Raw genomic sequence first — 16,266 nt, forward strand, 5'->3', positions numbered from 1 at the left:
GTCACAAGACAGCCTCCCTTACGCGTTCTTGCGTCTTACTTTTGTTTGACGCGTGGAGCTTTCAATGTCTGCACGCAGATGTAACAAAGCGTTCCGAACAGGCAGGTGATGATCGCCGAGTGCGTCAGCGTCGCATACAGATGCAACTGCTGCAACACGACAAAACCGCCTGAGATCACCTGTGCGGTGATCAGCACGAAGGCGAGGATGCTCGCCACATACAGATCGCGACGCGTGTTTTTGTAACGCTTGACCGTCAGCACCATCAGCGCGGTCACCAGCACGAACAGAATCAGGGCGCCTAGTCGGTGGATGAAATGAACCGCCACCAATCCCTCAAGCTCAGGGATCAGCACACCGTTTTGGCAAAGCGGCCAGTCTGGGCAAGCGACGCTCGCTCCAGTGTGGCGCACATATGCGCCCAGGTAAACCACGCCATATGCGGCAAACGCCACAAACCACGCGTAGTAGCGATACCCTATTGCAACTGCCGCTCGAACGAATGAGTTCGCCTTCTTCTGTTGCAAGATGTAGATCGTCAAAAGCAGTACCCCGGTAAACGCCAACAGCGAAAACCCGAAGTGCAACGCCAACACAGGCGATGACTGCGGCTTGATCACCGCGGCCGCTCCGAGCGCCGATTCCACCACGATAAAAAACATGCCGAACAAGGCGATCGCCTTGACTTCTCGATTCCCTCTGTTGCTCCACCATGCCAGCAGCGAGAACGCCGCCACGACGATGCCAGCAACACCTGTGATCATGCGGTGCATATATTCGATCATCGAGGAGATCGTATACTCAGGTACCCACTTGCCATTGCACAGCGGCCATGAATTGCCGCATCCCATGCCCGACTCGGTCTTGGTGACCAAGGAACCTGCGATCATCACCAGAAACATGACGATCGTCGCGACATAGGCCAATCCGATTAACCAACGCTTGCTCTTGCTCATCTTCTCGAATCCCTCTTTCTACGAAACAGAAACTCTCTCCTTAACATAATGTACAAGAGGGATCGTTACAAGAGTTTTTCGTTGGCAAATATGTAGATTCGATTACAAAACGCTTGGGCCCGATGCGGTCAGCTCAAACTGTCTTGCGCTTTGGCTCGCCTTTTTCGCACTCTGAGCGAGACGACTGAGCTGAGCAACGCCAAGAGCAGCGTGCTGAACAGCAGCCGCATCCCCCAGTTCATTCCAAGTTGGCTGAAGATGAGATTGAACAGGATCAAGACAAAAAACAGGTAAAAGAGGCTCCCTTTTCGACGCATGTTCGGACTCCTTTCCTAGGTATCTCCGCTCTTGCGCTCTTGTGATGTATATGAATGGAGCTGCCAACTATGACAAAAAATATAACAATTGTCCTATTTTTAATTGAATTGAATATATATCTATTGAAAAATTGTTTTTGTACTGGTATAAATGTTTATGCACTGTCTATTCTTAACTATCAGACTATTGGAGGCGTTCCTATGAAAAAGTACTGGCTCTCTATTGCCCTTGGCGCAATCGCTGCTCTCGCACTGCAAACAGGCTCCGCATCATTTGCAACTTCTGACTCAACCGTTGCTGGTGACGCGCTCACCAATGGACAAAGCTCGTCGACACCTGTCGTGGCTGAGCTCTATCCGATCGATCCGTGGGCGGGCATCATCAAGCAAGGCTAACTGTTTGCGCTTCTGGGCGCACCGATTTTACATCAAAAAACGAGCGCATAGGCGCTCGTTTTTTGATCTGATCAGTCTGCCAAATCGGACAGTGCCTGCTCCAGCAAGCCCATCCCGAGGTCGAGCTCTTCGGCGGACAGGTTGAGCGGCGGCAGCAGTCGCAGCGTGTTCTCACCTGCTGTCAGCACCAGCAGTCCGCGTTCAAGACACTTGGTGACGAGCGGGGCAGCTGGGCGATTGAGCGCCAACCCGCGCAGCAGTCCCTGCCCGCGGACGCCTGTGAGACAGGAGAATTTGTCCACCAGTTGGGCGAGCTTCTGCTCAAACTCCTCACCGATCGCTCGCGCTCGCTGTACCAGACCCTCTTCCTCGATCGCGGTCAGCACGGCGAGCGCAGCAGCCATCGCCAGCGGATTGCCGCCAAACGTCGAGCCGTGCGTTCCTGGCCCGAAAGCGGACGCCACCTCTTCCTTCGCGAGCATCGCGCCGACTGGCACCCCGTTGCCGAGCCCTTTGGCCAGCGTCACGATGTCTGGCAACACGCCTGCCGCTTCGAACGCAAACATGTGGCCCGTCCGCCCGATTCCGGTCTGCACCTCGTCGAAGATCAGCAACAGGCCGTTCTGGTCACACAGCTTCCGCAGCCCTTGCAAAAATTCGGCGCCGAGCGGATGCACGCCCCCTTCGCCCTGAATCGGCTCGACCAGCACGGCGCAGGTCGCGTCCCCGATCGCCTGCTCGATCGCCGCCAGCTCCTTTTCCACATAGCGAAAGCCTGGCATCAGCGGTGCGAATCCCTCTTGAAACTTCGGCTTGCACGTTGCGGTCACCGTCGCCAGCGTCCGCCCATGAAAGCTGTCGTGCAGGGTTAAGATCTCATGTTTGTGCGCCCCGTGCTTCGCTTGGCTGTGCTTCCGAGCCAGCTTGATCGCTGCCTCGTTCGCCTCCGCCCCCGAGTTGCAAAAGAACGCTTTGGACAGCCCGGACAGCTCGGCGAGCTTTGTCGCCACCTGTTCCTGCAAGGGGATGCGGTACAGGTTGGACGTGTGCAGAAGCGTTTCTGCTTGCGCTTGGATCGCCGCTGTCACCTTCGGATGCGCATGTCCGAGGTTGGTCACCGCAATCCCGCTGGTGAAGTCGAGATACTCACGCCCCGCTTCATCCCACAGCTTGCTTCCCTGCCCGCGCACAAACGCCACCGGAAACCGCCCATAGTTGTTCATCAGAGAGCTCATCGCTTTTTTCACACTCCTCGCACCAAAGTTCCAATGCCCCGCTGGGTAAAGATCTCCAGCAAAAGCGCATTTTGCTCTTTTCCGTTCAGGATGTGCACCAGCTGTGCACCGCCGCGCAGCGCTTCGAGGCAAGCTCCGACCTTCGGCACCATCCCGCCTGCGATCGTGCCGTCCGCGATCAGCTCCTGCACTTCGCTCGACGTCACCTCGTTGAGCACTTGCCCGTCTTTCATGATGCCCGGCACATCGGTCAACAGGATCAGCTTTTCCGCCCCGAGTGCGGCAGCGAGAGCGCCCGCCGCGCTGTCTGCGTTGATGTTGTAGCGCGCGCCGCTCTCGTCGCAGCCGAGCGGTGCGATCACCGGCAGAAAATCGTTCTGCAGCAAGGCGTGCACCAGGTCGGTGTTGACCGCCTGCACTTCGCCCACCTGGCCCAGATCTCCGCTTGGATGCTCTTTTTTGCGGGCGGCCAGCAGTCCGCCATCGACACCGGTCAACCCTGCAGCCTTGCAGCCGTTGGCGTTAAACGCGGCGACCAGCTGCTGGTTGACCTGCCCGCCCAACACCATCTCGACCGCTTCGAGCGTCGTCTGGTCGGTCACTCGCAGGCCGTCGACAAACTGGGCGGGATGGCCGAGGCGATCCAGCAAGCGCGTGATCGCTTTGCCTCCGCCGTGCACGACGACGGGGAGCAGGCCGACCTGCTTCAGCCAGATGATGTCGAGGATCACCGGATCGATCGCTCCGCTGTCCGGCTCGATCGCCGAACCGCCATATTTGATCACGACGATCTTGCCGGCAAACCGTTGAATATAGGGAAGCGCCTCCAGCAAAACGTGCGCTTTCTCCGCTGGGGAGAGCGTTTCGGTCATCATCTCACACCCTCCTCACGTCCGATAGCTGGCGTTGATCCGCACATAATCATAGGTCAGATCGCACCCGTAGGCGGTTGCGCCCGCATCGCCCAGCTTCAGATCGACGGTGATCGTCACCGTGTCGGTCAACAGTTGCGACTTGGCCGCCTCTTCGTCAAACGCGAGGCCCATTCCGTCTGCCGCCACCTGCACAGAGCCGAGCCAGATGTCCACCCGCTCCGGATCGAACGGTACGCCCGAGTAGCCGACCGCAGCGAGGATGCGCCCCCAGTTCGCATCGGCGCCAAACACAGCCGTCTTGACCAGCGAGGAGCCGACGATCGACTTGGCGATCCCCGTCGCGCTCAGCTCGCTGACCGCACCTTTGACCAACACTTCGACCAGCTTGGTCGCCCCTTCACCATCGCGGGCGATCTCTTTCGCCAGCTGCTCCGATGCAAAGTGGAACGCTTCTGCAAACGAATCCCACTCTGGATGATCTTCGGTCAGCGTCTTGTTGTCCGCCATGCCGTTCGCCATGACGAGCACCATGTCGTTCGTCGAGGTATCCCCATCGACGGTGATGCAGTTGTAAGTCCGGTCTGTCGTCTTGCCCAACAGCTTTTGCAGAGCGCTCGGGTCGATGTTCGCATCGGTGGCGACAAACGCGAGCATCGTCGCCATGTTCGGGTGGATCATGCCCGACCCTTTTGCCACGCCGAACAGCGTCACCAGCTTGCTGTCGATCTCCACTTGAACGGCGACCGTCTTGGTGCAGGTGTCTGTTGTCAGGATCGCTTCAGCAAAGTCGAGACCGCCCTGTTCGCTCAGCGACTCGCTCGCCGATGTGATGCCCTGTTTGAGCGCAGCCATCGGCATCGGCATGCCGATCACGCCCGTCGAGGCGATCGCGACGCTCTCCACAGGCAGGTTGAGCAGTTCAGCCGTGCAAGCTCGCATCTCCAGCGCATCCGCATCCCCCTGTCTGCCGGTGCATGCGTTCGCGTTGCCCGAATTGACGACGATCGCCTGCAGGTGCGGGTTGGACTTCAATTGTCGCTCATTCTGTGTCACACAGGCGGCTCGCACCGTGTTCAGCGTGAACACGCCTGCCGCCGCCGCAGGAACTTCGCTCACCAGCAGTCCGACATCCTTGCGCTTCTTTTTGATACCGGCGTGCAAACCTGCCGCTTTAAAGCCGCGCGGGAGGGTGATCGTCCCGTCTGGCAGCACCGTATAAGTTGTCGATTTCACCATCATGTTCACAGTTTGCTCCCCCTTGTGGTTGCTAAAAGTAGAACGGCGCCGCGATCAGGCCGGTCGTCTGGTCGAGCCCTGCGATCAGGTTCGCATTTTGGATCGCCTGCCCTGCCGCGCCTTTGACCAGATTGTCGATCACGCCAATTACCGTCACGCGCTGCGTGCGCGGATCGACGCGCAGTCCGATGTCGCAGAAATTGCTGCCTGCGACCTCTTTCGTCTCCGGCATGCGCCCCGCTTCGCAGATGCGGACGAACGGATGATCCGCATAGGCCTGCTCATAGAGCGCGAGCAGATCTGCTGTCGATCTGTTCTCGGTCAGCTTGGCATACGCGGTGATCAAGATGCCGCGGGTCATCGGCACAAGGTGTGTCGTGAAGGAGAGGATCACCTCGTGTCCTGCCGCCTGTGCGAGCACGCCCTCGATCTCTGGAATGTGCTGGTGTGTGCCAACTTTGTACGCTTTAAAGTTTTCGTTCACTTCGACATAATGCGTGGCTGCTGACAGCGCTTTGCCAGCGCCCGAAACGCCCGACTTCGCATCGACGATCAGCGTGTCTGTCTCGATCAATCCCTGCTGTACCAACGGAAGCAGCGACAGAAGCGTCGCTGTCGGATAGCAGCCCGGGTTGGCGATCAGGTCTGCCTGGGCGATTTTGTCCGCCTGCAGTTCGGGCAGGCCGTAGACTGCTGTTGCTAACGTCGCTTGCGCAGGCGGGTTTTTCTGGTACCACTGCCGATAGTCTGCTTGCGTCAGCCGGTGATCGCCGGCCAGATCGATCACCTTCAACCCAGTATCGAGCAACTCCGGCACGATCTCGGTCGACAGCCCGGACGGCAGTGCCGTGAAGACCAGATCGGCCACTTCCGCGATCTCTTTCGCCTCTGCTCGCTGCAGAGTATGTCTGACCAACCCTTTTAGATGAGGGTAGACTTTGGTCAACATCGCGCCCGCTTGCGAGTCGGACGAGACGTATGTCAGCTTCAGCGTCGGGTGCTGCAACAACATGCGCACCAATTCTAATCCTGTATATCCGGTCGCCCCAATGACGGCAACGTTCATCTCATGCTCACCTCAGTTTGAATCTTTATTTCACAATATGCATTATTATACACACCAATGTATAAGCTTGCAATAAAAAAACCCTTCCAACATCTTGGAAGGGAAAAGAAGGTGTTTGGATTCCGTCGTGAGAGAATCCCAGAGGTGTTATGCCATGAAAAGGGGTTAGAACCTGCTATCATTTTACTGATAATGATTCTCATTGTCAATGCAGATTGAGAAAATAGTTTGTTCCGACTTGATTGACAAGTTCGGTTCGCAAACCGTAACGTTAAAGAAAATGCAGGTAGTTCAGAAAAGGGGTCGAACGCGATGAGCAGCACACTGCCGATTGTGACGGTCGAGCTGGCCAAACGGCTCGAAGGGGCAGAACATCTTGGCTTGGTTCAACGCCTCGAAGCGATGATGCAAGATGAAAAACGGCATGACCAAGCGGTGCTCAAACGCTTTGGGGATGGCACCGCGTTGATCAATTTGGAAACATCCTGGCCGTTTATGAACAAAGTGATCGGATTGACCGAAGCGGATGTCCACCTCTTGCCGGAGATCGTAGATCATTATGCGGCGTATGGTGTGCCCTGCCGCGTGAAAACCAATCCCGCCTACGCCACGCCGGAGTTGCTCGCAGCGCTCCGCCAGCACGGTTTTGTCGCCGAGGATTTCTCAACCACAACGCTGTACGGGGTGGCGACCGAAGCGATTCCCCCCCTGTCGCAGGGGATCGGCGTGCGCAAGATGGAGGGCGACGAATTTGACCTGTTTGGCGAACTGTATGTTCGCGCGATGAACCTTCCAGCCGAGCGTGCCCAATCGGTGGCCCATAACCAACGCCTGATCGCATCGCACGCCGACTATCATTATTATTTCGCCTCGGTCGATGGAGAGGATGCTGGCGTTGCGATGATGTTTCTCCATGACCGGATGGGCTCTTTCTGTGCAGCCGCCACCTGTCAGGAGCACCGCGGACGCGGTTTGCAGCAGGCGTTGCTCTCTGCGCGGATGCGGGATGCTGCCCGCCTCGGCTGCGATCTGGTCGTCGCCCAAGCGGCATATGCCAGCACCAGCCAGCGCAACATGCTCCGCTGTGGCATGCAGATCGCCTTTTCTGATCTGGTGTTTATCAAACAGGGCTGAATTGAAAAATTGTCAGCAGCCTGCCGATGTTTCGGCTGAAGAGAAACCCTCATCGTTCGCGATGAGGGTTTCTTCGTTATCTTGCCATATCAATCGGGCTTCCCTACCGATTTTTGGTTCGAAAGGTGCATCGAAGCCCGCTTCAAGGTGGGCTGGAAAAATGCTCAAGTTCGATCGGAGCGCTCTGGACGGCCGATCGGTGCGGATCACTTCTGCTCATAGTTGAACTCCGGCAGGCGATGCAGGCTGGTGATCACTTGCCCACCTGCGATCTTCGCTTCGACTCGAACGGGGGCGCCGAGGGAGTTCACAAATTTTAAATCGAGCTCTGGAAAGGAGACGGTCGCATCGTTCCCCGGGAGCACATAGCCGACGGGCAAGCTGTGCGTGTGCCGCTCGGTGATCGCAAGCCCCGCCTGTTTGACCGCATTGTAGAGCGTGGACGACACTTGGCAGATGCCGCCTCCGTAGCCCTGTTCAAATTTTTTGCCGACGATCACCGTGGCCAGCTGCCAGCCTGCACTCGGATCGTTCGAGTCGCCCAGCGCACCGTTGAATGACAGCTCTTCACCTGGCAGCAGGAGCATGCCGTTCAGCTTGCTGTTGGCGAGCTGGATGTTTTTCACCCTGCCTTCCGCATCGTTGCCGGCAAGCGATGTCTTATAGGTGGCGATGACCTCTCCGCGCTGTGCTGGCAGACTGTCCAGATAGGATCGGTACTGCGCGTTCAGGTCGCGCTGTGGCAGGTTGTCATCTCTGTTCGCCACTGCAGTGCCCTCCGGCACGAACCGCTCATATTCTGCGGCGATCGGGAGCGGCCGCTTGGGCGGAAGCACGGTCGGTGTGTTCGCCGCCGCCTCCGCTGGCTGTACGACCGACTTGGCGAAGCTCCCCGCTTTCCACATCACGCCGCCCGCCACCAGCACGCCACAGAGACCGATCGCGAGTGTAGACACCACCCACCCCCTTTTTTGCCTTTTCCGCCGTCTCTTTTTCATCTCGTTCAACATGGCTCCCCTCCATCTCCATCACTATATGGAAAGACGTGGGAGTGCATGTCAACGTTTCAAAACAGAAAAAAACCATGCGTTTGTCTTGTAAACGCATGGTTTCGCATGTTCGATCTAAGTTGTTCGATACAATCGAGATGGTAGAATTAGTCGACCACTTTGAGCGTGGTGGTCATCGTGCTGTGGCCTGTGCCGCAAGCGACGGAGCAGATCAGTTTCAGCTCGCCCGCTTCGTTCGGTGTAAAGGTGACCGTCTCGGTCTTGCCCGGAGCGATGTTTTTGATCTTCGCATCTGAACCCATGATGTTCAGGCCGTGCAGACCTTCTTTGCCGGAAACAACCAGCTTGACCGGTTGACCTTTTTTCACTTCGGTCTTGTCCAGTTCCCACTTCCAATTGCTCGCGGTAACGTTGACTACTTGCTCGTTGCCAGTGTTCGTATTGGAATCGGTCGTACCAGAGTTGGTTTGTCCAGTGTTGGTGTTGTTGGTGTCGTCAGCTTTTTTGTCATCAGAGCCGCAACCAGTCATAATCATCCCAAAAGCGACAGCCGTCGCAGCGATCAATGCAAAACGATTTTTTTTCATTTCGCTTACGCCTCCTTTTTACAATTTCATCATACACCTTTTGGCAGTCTGCTGGCATGATCTTTCTCACACCAAGAATGAACGATTTGTGAAGAAGATCACATAATTGCGCGACCTTCGATTGCTCCGCTCAAACGTCATTTCTGCCACGTGCATCCCTCCAGCTTGCTTTTACAATGATAGTCTAGTTTGCACTCAAATATACAAGAGAGGTAAAAATAGTTCCCCGCTGCTTATTTGCAAACATCGCCTTCACTTCCCCCTTACATCTAAGTGAAGGGAGCGCGAGGAGTCGGAGGCGGCTTGCTCGCTCTTGCGGTTGTCAATCTGGCAGATCGCTTTTTAGTAAGGGTGGTGTTTTCAGGGGGAAGGTGTTCGTTTTAGGAGATTGGGCTTGGTTGGTGGTTGGTGGTTGGTGGTTGGTGGTTGGTGGTTGGTGGTTGGTGGTTGGTGGTTGGTGGCTGGTGGCTGGCGGCTGGTGGCTGGTGGCTGGTGACTGGTGGCTGGTGACTGGTGACTGGTGGCTGGTGGCTGGTGGCTGGTGGCTGGTGGCTGGTGGCTGGTGACTGGTGACTGGTGACTGGTGACTGATGACTGGTGGCTGGTGGCTGGTGGCTGGTGGCTGGTGGCTGGTGGCTGGTGACTGGTGGCTGGTGGCTGGTGACTGGTGGCTGGTGGCTGGTGGCTGGTGGCTGGTGGCTGGTGACTGGTGACTGGTGACTGGTGACTGGTGGCTGGTGGCTGGTGGCTGGTGGCTGGTGGCTGGTGGCTGGTGGCTGGTGGCTGGTGACTGGTGACTGGTGACTGGTGGCTGGTGGCTGGTGGCTGGTGGCTGGTGGCTGGTGGCTGGTTGGTACTGGGTGCTCCTTTGGTTTAATGCACTGTCGAAATGTTGCTGTCGTATCTCCGAAATCTTTAAGCGAGCAGATCGGCAGGTTATACTGACGGTGTGAGGTGAGGATATGAACCCTGAAATGTTTGACCGCATCTATGAATCGATCGCGAAGAAGGAGAGCACCTATGATGGCGTGTTCTACACAGGCGTGTTGACGACGAAAATCGTCTGCCGTCCTTCCTGTCGGGCACGGACTCCGAAGCGAGAAAATATTAAGTTGTACGACTCTTTTGAGGGAGCAATACGCGCTGGCTTTCGACCTTGTAAGCGCTGCAAGCCGGAGGAGCCCGGCCCTCATGGGCCTGACGCCGCTCTGGCAGCAAAGGTGGACGCGCTGATCGGGGAGCACCTCAGCGAGCGCGTGACGCTCAAGTCGCTGGCTGCCGCTCTCGCCATCAGCCCCTATCATCTACAGCGAACCTATAAGCGGCTCGTCGGACATAGTCCGGCCGTTCAACTTCAGAGAGCCCGCATCGAAGCTGCTCAGCAGATGCTGGCAGACGGGAAAAACTCGATCGCCGAGATCGGGTCGGCGGTCGGGTTTCGAAGCCCTTCTCATTTTGCAGTCTGGTTTCGAAGTGAGACGGGACTCACCCCTTCCGAATACCGCGAATCGAACGCGTCCCATCGAGAGCACCCGCTCGATTCAAAATCAAGCAGAGCCAATCAAGGAGGTAACCGATGAGCCAGCACACCGTTTTTTACACGACGATACGCATCTTGGAGCAAGACTGGATTCTGTTCGCGACGGAGAAAGGAATGTGCCGCATCCAGTTTCCCCACGAGCCGTTAGAATCTGCTCTGCCCTGGTTGAATCGCCACCTTTCAAATGTGCGGCTGCAAGAGGATCCTGCCGTTTTCGAGCAGCTAGGCATCCTCTCACTCCTCTCCGCCTATTTTGCAGGAGAGCCTGTCGAGTTTGATCAGGTGCCGATCGATCTCTGGGGAACTCCGTTCCAGATTGACGTCTGGACGGAGCTCGGCCGCATCCCCTATGGCGCCACGCGTTCCTATCGGGATGTGGCGGAGGCGATCGGTCGCCCGCAGGCTGTGCGGGCTGTCGGTGCGGCAAACGGAGCCAACCCGCTGCCATTGCTGCTCCCCTGCCATCGGGTGATCGGTGCCGATCGAAAGCTGACCGGTTACCGCGGGGGCCTGAACATCAAACTCGCACTGTTAGAGCTTGAAGGGGTGGATCAGGTTGAACCGGTTGGACACGCTCGATTCGGATTTTGAACTTGCTGTACCACAACACTTTCGATTTGAACCCTGTCTGAGCTACCTGTCCCGCTCTGCAAACGAATGCTTGTATGAGGTGCGCGACGACCAGCTCATCAGGCTGTTGAAAATCGGTGGAAGTCCTACGCTGGTCAGAATTTGTTGTTCAGATGATCGGATGTTGCGTGTGCAAGCGCTCTCCGGGCAGATTGAAAGCGATGAGGCGCAAGCAGAAGTGAGCGATTATATCCGCATCTGGTTTGACCTCGATCGGGATCTCGATCCGTTTTATCGGATGGCGGAGGAGCATCCGGTGCTCTGCGATCTCACCCGACGCTTTTCTGGTCTGCGCGTGATCGGAATTCCCGATCTGTTCGAAGCTCTCTGTTGGGCGATCGCAGGTCAGCAGGTCAATCTGCCCTTTGCCTATAAGCTGAAGGAAAGGTTGACCGATGCTTTCGGTGACTCGCTGGAGTGGAACGGCAGGCGCTACCGACTGTTCCCTCGCCCCGAGAAGATCGCAGGTGCAGACCTGCAAGATCTGTGCGGGCTCCAACTCACCAAGATGAAAGCGGGGGCGATCCTCGAAATCGCTCGCCTGATGAGCTGCGGTGAACTGTCTCGCGCCGGTCTTCTGGCGCTCGGTAGCCATGAGGCGGCCGAACAGGAGCTGCTGCGCATTCGCGGTGTGGGGCCGTGGACCGCTCACTATGTGCGGATGCGCTGCTTGCTCGACCCGCGCGCCTTCCCGATCGGCGATGTCGGGCTGCACAATGCGGTCAAAGAATGCCTCGGGCTTGACCGCAAGCCGACATTGCCAGAGCTGAAATCCCTGTTCGCAGACTGGGCGGGCTGGGAAGCATATGCCACCTTCTATCTCTGGCGTTCCTTGTATTGATCACAGCGGTTCGTCTGCTCAATTTGACAGGCGTTTGAAGATAGAAAAAGCCAGCAGTTCTTGCGCATCGAGCGCAGTGAACTGCTGGCTTTCTTTTCTCTTCGTTTCAGGATCGCTCAGAATGAATTAGAGCACTTTTTGTGCGTGTGCGACCACGTTTTCGACGGTGAAGCCGTATTCTTTGATCACTCGGTCGCCTGGTGCTGATGCGCCGAACGTATCGATGCCGATCATGACACCTTCGTCGCCCACAAAACGCTCCCAGCCGAACGATGTGCCCATCTCGATCCCCACGCGCGCTTTGACAGACGGCGGCAGGACAGAATCCTTGTACTCTTTGGATTGCGCTTTAAACAGCTCCATGCTCGGCATCGAAACGACGCGCGCTGCGATCCCTTTTTCTGCGAGCGCGCGCTGCGCTTCGACCGCCAGCGCCACTTCAGAGCCGGTGGCGATCAGGATGACCTGCGGGTTGCCTTCCGGTGCATCGGAGAGGACATACGCGCCCTTGGTGAGTCCTTCACGCGCTTTTTCTGCAGTACCGTGGAGCACCGGGAGCTTCTGGCGAGTGAGCACCATCGCAACCGGCGTGTCTTTTTTCGAGAGGGCGAAGCGATACGCTTCCATCGTCTCGTTGGCATCTGCCGGACGGAGTGTGACCAGTCCTGGGATGACGCGCATCGCCGCCAGATGTTCGACCGGCTCATGCGTCGGGCCGTCTTCGCCAACTGCGATCGAATCGTGAGTCAGCACGTAGATTACAGGCTGCTTCATCAGAGCAGACAGGCGCACTGCTGGGCGCAGATAGTCGGAGAAGACGAAGAACGTTCCGCCGTATGGACGCACGCCACCGTGCAGCGCCAAGCCGTTCATCGCCGCTCCCATCGCAAATTCGCGCACGCCAAACCAAACGTTGCGACCTGCATAGTTCTCTTTTTCAAACACCTTCTCGCTTTTCAGCGTCGTGTTGTTCGAGCCAGCCAAGTCTGCCGATCCACCGAAGAGGGACGGAAGGTGTTTGGCGATCGCATTGAGAGCCGCGCCTGACGCTTCACGGGTTGCCATCTGCGGCGCATCCGGTTGGTAGACCGGAATGTCTTGATCCCAGCCTGCCGGAAGTTCATGGTTCATCGCTTCGAGAAGCTGTTTCGCAAGATCAGCATGCTCTTGCTCATATTTCGCAAAGCGCTCGTTCCACTCCGCTTCAGCCTTCGCGAGCTCCGCTTGCACGTCTGCAAAATGGCTCTGCACCTCTGCCGGAACTTCGAACGGATCATGTCCCCACCCATAGACCTCTTTGGTCAGGCGCGCTTCTTCTTCGCCGAGCGGAGCGCCATGAACTTTGTTCGAACCGGCTTTGTTCGGCGAGCCATGTCCGATGATCGTGCGAATCTCGATCAAGGTCGGGCGATTCTTGTCCTCTTTCGCTTCAGAGATCGCGCTGCCGATCGCCGCGATGTCTGTGCCGTCCTCAACGCGAAGATATTGCCATCCACAAGCTTCAAAGCGCTGTTTCACATTTTCGGTGAAAGCCATCGAAAGCTGCCCGTCGAGCGAGATGTCGTTCGAATCGTACAGGACGACCAGCTTGCCCAGACCCATGTGACCAGCCATCGAGATCGCTTCCGCCGCCACACCTTCCATCAAGTCTCCATCACCGCAGAGCGCAAACGTATGATGATCGATCACTTCAAAACCGTCACGGTTGTAGGTGGCTGCCAGGTGTGCTTCTGCCATCGCCATGCCGACAGACATCGCAATGCCTTGTCCAAGCGGGCCGGTGGTCGCTTCCACGCCAGCGGTGTGACCAAACTCAGGGTGGCCCGGCGTTTTGCTCCCCCATTGGCGGAAGTTTTTCAATTCTTCCATCTCAAGCCCATAGCCGAACAGGTGCAGCATGCTGTAGAGCAGCGCAGAGCCGTGACCCGCGGAGAGAATGAAGCGGTCGCGGTCGATCCAGTTCGGATTGGCTGGGTTGTGCTTCAGGTGTTTCGTCCACAATGCGTAAGTCATCGGCGCCGCGCCCATCGGTAAGCCTGGGTGACCCGATTTTGCCTTCTCGATCATGTCGATGGACAGCGTGCGAATCGTATTGATCGCAAGTTGCTCAATGTTTGCAGTCATGTAAGTGACTCCTTCCTAAAGCCAGTTATGTAATGCACAGACTGCACACGCATCTATCGCTAGTATGTGCTCAGACCGTGCAGTCTAGCGTGGTGATTGTTTCCTCCAAATGCAGTGTATCATTGTGGCCATAGCGTGTAAAGAAACGAAGGGGCGACGCGAGAGGCTGGATGCGAAGAAGAGGGCCGCCGCCAAGTTGTAGCTTGCGGGGCCCTCTAAAGGATCGGATCGACTTTCGTTCACTTCTCTTCGCGGGCGGGAAACGTGGGCATATCACCGTCGGTGAGGGTCGCCTTCACTTGCTCTGGCACTGGAATGTGCGGATATCTGATCGGCTCGTCAAATTCCACCCAGCTTAGGTAGATCATCAGGAGCAAGAAGCGGCGCCCAGTTTTCGGATCGCTGAGGATGATATGATCTCGGCCCGCCGTTTCCACTCGGCCGCAGAACACGATCGAATTCCATTCTTTGCTGTCCCCGACCGTATAGTAAAAGGTACCGATCTTGCCTTCGTTGAAGCGGAGAATATTTTCAATGTACGATTCTTCCACGACCGCTTGCGCCCCAACCTGAAAGCCGGGCATGCCCGCTCCAATCGGTTGTTGCGTAACTGGTTGTTGCATCATCGGTTGTGTTTGTTGTGTGCCCGATGGGTACATGGGCATCGTGATCGGTTGGTACCCGTATGGAGCTTGTGCCTGGCGATACTCATCCTCGCAGCAGTTGTAATACAAAATGATTCATCTCCTTTTCGAAGCGATGTTCTCCACGTCGTTACATCTATAGGGTATATTCGTCTAGTGTTTTTGGTGACAAAAAGACCTGATCGAAATGATCAGGTCTTTCAAATGCTCCTTGTGGATCGCTGCGCTACGCTGAAACGCTTCTCTTTTATTCCCCGAGAACAGAAAAAGGCTCGATCTGGCAGACTGTCTTTTCTCGCCTCGCAGCGTTTTGCTCTTTAGGCTGTACTTTTTTATGACGGCTCGGTTTAGGTACCATCTCCCAACTTTGCTCCGGTGGTTTTCCACTCCGCTTCGAACGCGGCACCTTTTCTTTATCCCTTTCGCATGAAAAAGACCGGACTTCTCAGACTCGGCTTCACACGCCTAGCGACGACCTGCTCTTTGCCTCGCAGCGTCTTGCTCTCCCAGAGCGCTACGGCTCACATACCATCTTTCCACTTTCGCTCCGGCGGCCCTCCGCTCCACCTCGAACGCACCTGTTCTACTTTCTTTCGCATGCAAAATGAAAAAAGACCGAGCCTCTCAGATCGGCCTTCATCACGCCTAGCGACGACTTACTTCTCGCCCCATTGCGTTTACTCTTTCAGAACGCTACGGTTTACGTACCGTCTCTTCACTTTCTCCTCGGTGGTTTTCCATTCCACTCTGCTTCGAACGCAGTACTCCTTCTATTCCCTTTTTGTATGAAAAAGAAAAACACGATCCTTTAGATCATGTCTCACCACGCCTAGCGACAACAAACTCTTCCCCAAAAACACGGTTCAAGTAACCGACCTTCGCTTTCGCTCCAGTGCTTCTCCGCTCCGCATCGAACGCGGCACCTTTTCCACTTACTTTTCGCATGCGAAAAGTAAGTGACCCGGTCATCAGATCGGATCTCATCATACCTCGTAGCTTCATGCAAAATGAAAACTACCCAGATCTCTCTGATTGGGCCTCATTTCGCCTAGCAAAGACTTACTCTTCCAGAGCGCTACGGCTCACATACCATCATTCCACTTTCACTCTAGTGGTTCTTCGCGCCACTTCCGAGCGCGGCGCCTGTTCTACTTTCTTTCGCATACAAAATGAAAAGAGACCCAGATCTCCAGATCGGGTCTCATTACGCCTCGAAGTGTCTTCGACTGCCCAGAACACCACACCTCCTAAGTACCATATCTTCGCTTTCGCTCCGGTGGTTCTCCACCCCGCCTCGGACAAGGCACCTTTTCTATTCCCTTTTCGCATACAAAAAGAAAAATACCCAGATCTCTCAGATCGTGCCTCATCTTGCCTCACAGCGTCTTACTCCTCCAAAACGCCACGATTCAAATACCACCTCTCCACTTTCGCTCCGGTGACTCTCCGCTCCGTTTCAAACACGGCACCTTTTCTAGTGCCCTTTCACATACAAAAAGAAAAAGACCCGATCTCAGTTCGGATCTCGTCTTCAAGCATGGCACCTCTTCTATTTCCTTTCCGCATACAAATAGAAAAAGACCCAGATCTCCAGATCGGGTCTCATCTCGCCTAGCGGCGACCTACTCTCCCAGGACCCTGCGGTCCAAGTACCATCGGCTCTGCGGAGCTTAAC

General features: G+C 56.2%; 16 protein-coding genes and 1 rRNA gene. 6 read left to right on the forward strand and 11 right to left on the reverse strand.

Going from position 1 to position 16,266, the window contains the following annotated elements:
- Positions 1-35: 35 nt before the first annotated feature.
- Together ACFSOY_RS20190 and ACFSOY_RS20195 are read right to left on the reverse strand one after the other, a co-directional pair.
- Complete coding sequence (locus ACFSOY_RS20190) at positions 36-956, reverse strand: COX15/CtaA family protein (protein WP_386049658.1); 921 nt, start codon at positions 954-956, stop codon at positions 36-38.
- 128 nt (positions 957-1,084) lie between these two features.
- Positions 1,085-1,273 carry a hypothetical protein gene (locus tag ACFSOY_RS20195; protein ID WP_386049659.1) on the reverse strand — a complete coding sequence of 63 codons (189 nt, stop codon included), beginning with the start codon at positions 1,271-1,273 and terminating at the stop codon, positions 1,085-1,087.
- A gap of 201 nt (positions 1,274-1,474) precedes the next feature.
- Between ACFSOY_RS20195 and ACFSOY_RS20200 the strand changes: the two genes are divergently transcribed.
- Positions 1,475-1,669, forward strand: a complete 195-nt coding sequence (locus tag ACFSOY_RS20200) for a hypothetical protein (protein ID WP_386049660.1) — start codon at positions 1,475-1,477, stop codon at positions 1,667-1,669.
- Positions 1,670-1,740: 71 nt separating this feature from the next.
- On the opposite strand, the gene ACFSOY_RS20205 is transcribed toward ACFSOY_RS20200, so the two are convergent.
- From ACFSOY_RS20205 to argC, 4 genes are read right to left on the reverse strand one after another with little or no spacing between them, the layout of a single operon-like run.
- Positions 1,741-2,904, reverse strand: a complete 1,164-nt coding sequence (locus ACFSOY_RS20205) for an aspartate aminotransferase family protein (RefSeq protein WP_386049661.1) — start codon at positions 2,902-2,904, stop codon at positions 1,741-1,743.
- A gap of 8 nt (positions 2,905-2,912) precedes the next feature.
- Entirely contained in the window at positions 2,913-3,779 is an 867-nt protein-coding gene (gene argB / locus ACFSOY_RS20210; RefSeq protein WP_386049662.1) for an acetylglutamate kinase, read from the reverse strand.
- A 12-nt stretch (positions 3,780-3,791) separates the two neighbouring features.
- A complete protein-coding gene (argJ, locus tag ACFSOY_RS20215; RefSeq protein WP_386049675.1) occupies positions 3,792-5,018 on the reverse strand; it encodes a bifunctional glutamate N-acetyltransferase/amino-acid acetyltransferase ArgJ in 1,227 nt (408 codons plus the stop codon).
- A gap of 28 nt (positions 5,019-5,046) precedes the next feature.
- Positions 5,047-6,081, reverse strand: coding sequence for an N-acetyl-gamma-glutamyl-phosphate reductase (argC, locus tag ACFSOY_RS20220; RefSeq protein WP_386049663.1), 1,035 nt, complete (start codon positions 6,079-6,081; stop codon positions 5,047-5,049).
- A 312-nt stretch (positions 6,082-6,393) separates the two neighbouring features.
- Here argC and ACFSOY_RS20225 point away from each other — a divergent pair, with 312 nt between their 5' ends.
- Positions 6,394-7,215 carry a GNAT family N-acetyltransferase gene (locus tag ACFSOY_RS20225; protein WP_386049664.1) on the forward strand — a complete coding sequence of 274 codons (822 nt, stop codon included), beginning with the start codon at positions 6,394-6,396 and terminating at the stop codon, positions 7,213-7,215.
- A 206-nt stretch (positions 7,216-7,421) separates the two neighbouring features.
- Here ACFSOY_RS20225 and ACFSOY_RS20230 read toward each other — a convergent pair whose 3' ends face one another.
- Both ACFSOY_RS20230 and ACFSOY_RS20235 read right to left on the reverse strand, forming a co-directional pair.
- Entirely contained in the window at positions 7,422-8,171 is a 750-nt protein-coding gene (locus ACFSOY_RS20230) for a VanW family protein (protein WP_386049665.1), read from the reverse strand.
- Between the two features lie 200 nt (positions 8,172-8,371).
- Entirely contained in the window at positions 8,372-8,812 is a 441-nt protein-coding gene (locus ACFSOY_RS20235; protein ID WP_386049666.1) for a cupredoxin domain-containing protein, read from the reverse strand.
- Positions 8,813-9,210: 398 nt separating this feature from the next.
- On the opposite strand from ACFSOY_RS20235, the gene ACFSOY_RS20240 reads away from it, so the two are divergent.
- The 4 genes from ACFSOY_RS20240 to ACFSOY_RS20255 all read left to right on the forward strand — a co-directional run bounded on the left by ACFSOY_RS20240 (position 9,211) and on the right by ACFSOY_RS20255 (position 11,823).
- Positions 9,211-9,378, forward strand: coding sequence for a hypothetical protein (locus tag ACFSOY_RS20240; protein ID WP_386049667.1), 168 nt, complete (start codon positions 9,211-9,213; stop codon positions 9,376-9,378).
- 396 nt (positions 9,379-9,774) lie between these two features.
- Positions 9,775-10,392 carry a bifunctional transcriptional activator/DNA repair enzyme AdaA gene (locus tag ACFSOY_RS20245; protein WP_386049668.1) on the forward strand — a complete coding sequence of 206 codons (618 nt, stop codon included), beginning with the start codon at positions 9,775-9,777 and terminating at the stop codon, positions 10,390-10,392.
- Positions 10,389-10,943 (forward strand): methylated-DNA--[protein]-cysteine S-methyltransferase, encoded by a 555-nt coding sequence (locus ACFSOY_RS20250; protein ID WP_386049669.1) that lies wholly within the window; start codon positions 10,389-10,391, stop codon positions 10,941-10,943. The genes ACFSOY_RS20245 and ACFSOY_RS20250 overlap by 4 nt, the downstream gene beginning before the upstream one ends.
- Entirely contained in the window at positions 10,909-11,823 is a 915-nt protein-coding gene (locus ACFSOY_RS20255; RefSeq protein WP_386049670.1) for a DNA-3-methyladenine glycosylase family protein, read from the forward strand. The genes ACFSOY_RS20250 and ACFSOY_RS20255 overlap by 35 nt, the downstream gene beginning before the upstream one ends.
- 126 nt (positions 11,824-11,949) lie before the next feature.
- Here the strand turns inward: ACFSOY_RS20255 and tkt are convergent, their stop codons facing one another.
- The 3 genes from tkt to rrf form a co-directional block, all read right to left on the reverse strand.
- Positions 11,950-13,947, reverse strand: coding sequence for a transketolase (tkt, locus tag ACFSOY_RS20260; RefSeq protein ID WP_386049671.1), 1,998 nt, complete (start codon positions 13,945-13,947; stop codon positions 11,950-11,952).
- A 239-nt stretch (positions 13,948-14,186) separates the two neighbouring features.
- A complete protein-coding gene (gerQ, locus tag ACFSOY_RS20265; RefSeq protein WP_386049672.1) occupies positions 14,187-14,681 on the reverse strand; it encodes a spore coat protein GerQ in 495 nt (164 codons plus the stop codon).
- Between the two features lie 1,519 nt (positions 14,682-16,200).
- A 5S ribosomal RNA gene (gene rrf, locus ACFSOY_RS21270) occupies positions 16,201-16,266 on the reverse strand; the annotation flags it as partial.

This window comes from Tumebacillus lipolyticus, from assembly GCF_042682745.1.
GTDB lineage: Bacteria > Bacillota > Bacilli > Tumebacillales > Tumebacillaceae > Tumebacillus_A > Tumebacillus_A lipolyticus.